The 3,152-nt window shown below is 72.9% G+C and carries 1 protein-coding gene; it reads right to left on the bottom strand.

The window, feature by feature from the left end; translation table 11 throughout:
* Window positions 1-3,152 (bottom strand): condensation domain-containing protein (locus tag ABZ079_RS36740; protein ID WP_356943784.1); only part of this gene is annotated, 3,152 nt, incomplete at both ends.

The raw sequence follows: 3,152 nt of genomic DNA, 5'->3' as shown, positions 1-3,152 counted from the left end.
AAGAACCCGACGAGGTCGTCGAGCGCGTCGTCGGTGCGTCCGGCGATCGGGATGCCGATGGGGATGTCGTTTCCGGCGCCGAGCCGGGTCAGGGTGGCGGCGATCGCGGCCTGGAAGACCATGAACATGCTCGTGTTCGTCGACCGTGCCAGCGCCGCGAGACGGGCGTGCGTGTCCGCGTCGATGTCGAACAGGGCGAGGGCACCTTCGTGCGAAGGCTCCGTCGGCCGCGGCCGGTCCACCGGCAGCGTCAGCTCTTCCGGCGCACCGGTGAGGTTCTGCTTCCAGTACTCCAGCTGCCGTGCGAACAGGGACTCCGGATCGGCGGGGTCGCCGAGCAGGTCCTGCTGCCAGAGGGTGTAGTCGGCGTACTGGACCGGCAACTCCTCCCACACCGGCGTGCCGCCGCCCTGGACGCGGGAGGCGTACGCCTGCCCGAAGTCCCTCAGGAACGGCCCCGTGGACCAGCCGTCGGAGGCGATGTGGTGCATCAGCACCAGCAGCACCCACTCGCCCTCCCCGACCCGGAACAGCGTCACCCGCAGCGGGATCTCCACCGCGAGGTCGAACACGTGGCGGCACGCTCCTGCCAGCCTCTCGGCCAGCTCGTCCGGGGTGCACGCCACCGCGTCGAACGGGACGGGACCTCCGGCCGGGCGGACGTCCTGGAACGGCTCGCCCTCGCTCTCGCCGATGACCGTGCGCAGCACCTCGTGCCGGTCCACGGCGTCACCGACGGCCGAGGCCAGGGCGGCCTCGTCCAGCACGCCCTTCAGCCGGATGACGAACGGCATGTTGTACGCCGCACCCACGTCGCCGTACAGGCCCAGGAACCACAGCCGGCGCTGTGCGAACGACAGCGGCAGCCGCTCCGGGCGCGACCGGGTCACGAGCGGGAGCCGCACCTGCGAGGAGCCGTCCAGCCGGGCCGCCAGCTCCGCGACGGTGGGAGCCTCGAACAGCACCCGCAGTTCGAGCTCCCGGCCCAGCACCGTACGGACGCGACTGGCGAGCCGCGTCGCGAGCAGCGAGTGCCCGCCGAGGGCGAAGAAGTCGTCGTCCACGCCGACGCCCTCCACACCGAGCACCTGCGCGAACAGCCCGCACAGGATCTCCTCCAGCGGCCCGCTCGGCCTCTGACCCGAACCGGCGGCCACCTCCGGCTTCGGCAGGGCCTTGCGGTCCAGCTTGCCGTTCGGAGTGAGCGGCAGCCGGTCGAGGGCGACGAACGCCGACGGGACCATGTACTCCGGCAGCACGCGCTGGACGTGCGCACGCAGGTCCGCGACCAGCACAGCCATGTCCACCGCCCGGTGCGGGGCGTTCGTCCACAGGTCCGGCCGGAACACGGCGGAACCCGCCTCCGCGGCCGGGCCGTACACACCCCCCCACACCCCGTCCAGGTCCGTGGACCTGTAGCCCGGGGCGTCCTCGGACACGAAGACCGCCTCCAGCAGGCCGGCGTCGCCCGAGGCGGACCAGGTGACCGCCACCCGGTACCCGTTGGCCGCCGCGACGGCCTCCAGCTCCGCGTGCGTCGGCGCGCCCGGGCCGTCCCCGGAGCCGTCGCCGCCGGTGCCCTCCGGCACGGTGCCGGCCTCCAGCGTCCGCAGCGCCACGAGATGCCCGGCCAGCCGGGCGTTGGGTATGCCGACCACCCGCAGCCGCTCCGGCCGCGACCCGGACAGCTCGGCCGCCAGGGCGTCGACACCGCTCAGGTCCCGGCCCCATAGCAGCTGCGGCGCCGCGTCCACCGACACCGGGGCAACGCCCCCCGGCCGCAGCACGACGTCGTACCGGTAGCGGGTGAGCTCGTTGTCGTACCCGCCGTCCTTGGTCCGTACGTCCACCACGGATTCCGGCCCGGCGAGGCCGACGAAGAACCCGGGGTCGACCAGCAGCTCCTGCTCCCGCGCCATGTCCTGGTCGACGGCGCGCAGCAGCGTGGCCGCGTCCGTCCCGGGCTCGGCGTTGTGCAGGGCCACGGAGGCAGCGAACCCGCGGTGCAGACGCCGGTGGCGGACGTCGCCGATGAACACCGAACCGCCCGGCGCGAGCAGCCGCGAGACGTTCTCCAGCACCTCGGCGAGGTAGGTCCCGCTGGGGAAGTACTGGACCACCGAGTTCAGCACGACCGTGTCGAAGTACCCCTCCGGCAACCCCGTCACGTCATGGGCAGGCTGCGTGCGCAGCTCCACCCGCGCGGCGAGGGAGGACTCCCGCCCCACCTGCTCCCGCAGGGTGGAGATGACCACGGGCGAGATGTCGGTACCCCAGTACTCCTCGCAGTGCGGGGCCACATGGGCCAGGATCAGACCCGTGCCGACACCGATCTCCAGCACGCGGCGCGGCCGGAGCGCGCGGATGCGGGCCACGGCCGAGGCACGCCACTGCCGCATCTCGTCGCCGGGGATCGGGTCGCCGCCGTAGCTGTCGTTCCAGATCCCGAAGTCCTCGCCGAGCACGGAGGACGCGGGGTTCGCGTAGTAGGCGTCGTACGCCGCGGACCAGTTCTCGATCTGCTGCCGCTCACCGTCCTGGTCGCGCCCGTCGCGGCGCGGTACGACGTAGGCGGTGATGCGCTTGTCCCCGTCCTGGTCCTCGCGCACCACCACGGCGTTCTGCTCGACCAACCCGGAGGCTGACAACACGGACTCGATCTCCCCCAGTTCGATGCGGTGGCCCCGCACCTTGACCTGGTGGTCGGTCCGCCCGAGGTACTCCAGCCTGCCGTCCGCACGCCACCGCACCAGGTCACCGGTGCGGTACATGCGCGAGCCGGGGGAGCCGAACGGATCGGCGAGGAACCGCTCCGACGTCAGGTCCGGACGCTGGTGGTAGCCGCGGGCCACGCCCGCGCCGGCGATGTACAGCTCGCCCGAGACGCCTGCCGGTACCGGATGCAGCGCACGGTCGAGCACGTAGACGCGGGTGTTGGCGAGCGGCGTACCGATGGGCACGGCGGCAGGGCCCCCGTCCTCACCGGCCACGACGTCCGCGGTCGACCAGATCGTCGTCTCGGTCGGACCGTACACGTTCAGCACGTCGCCTTCGCCCGCCGTGCGGAGCTGGTGGGCGAGGGCGGGGGGCAGGGCTTCGCCGCCGGTGAGTTTGCGCAGGCCGTCGAGGGCGTGGGGGGCGTGGGCGGTGAG

It is taken from the genome of Streptomyces sp. NPDC006314, assembly GCF_040613075.1.
In the GTDB taxonomy this organism is placed as follows: Bacteria; Actinomycetota; Actinomycetes; order Streptomycetales; family Streptomycetaceae; genus Streptomyces.
Note: the sequence above shows the minus strand (reverse complement) of the source record. Positions and strands in the feature narration are given on the sequence as shown.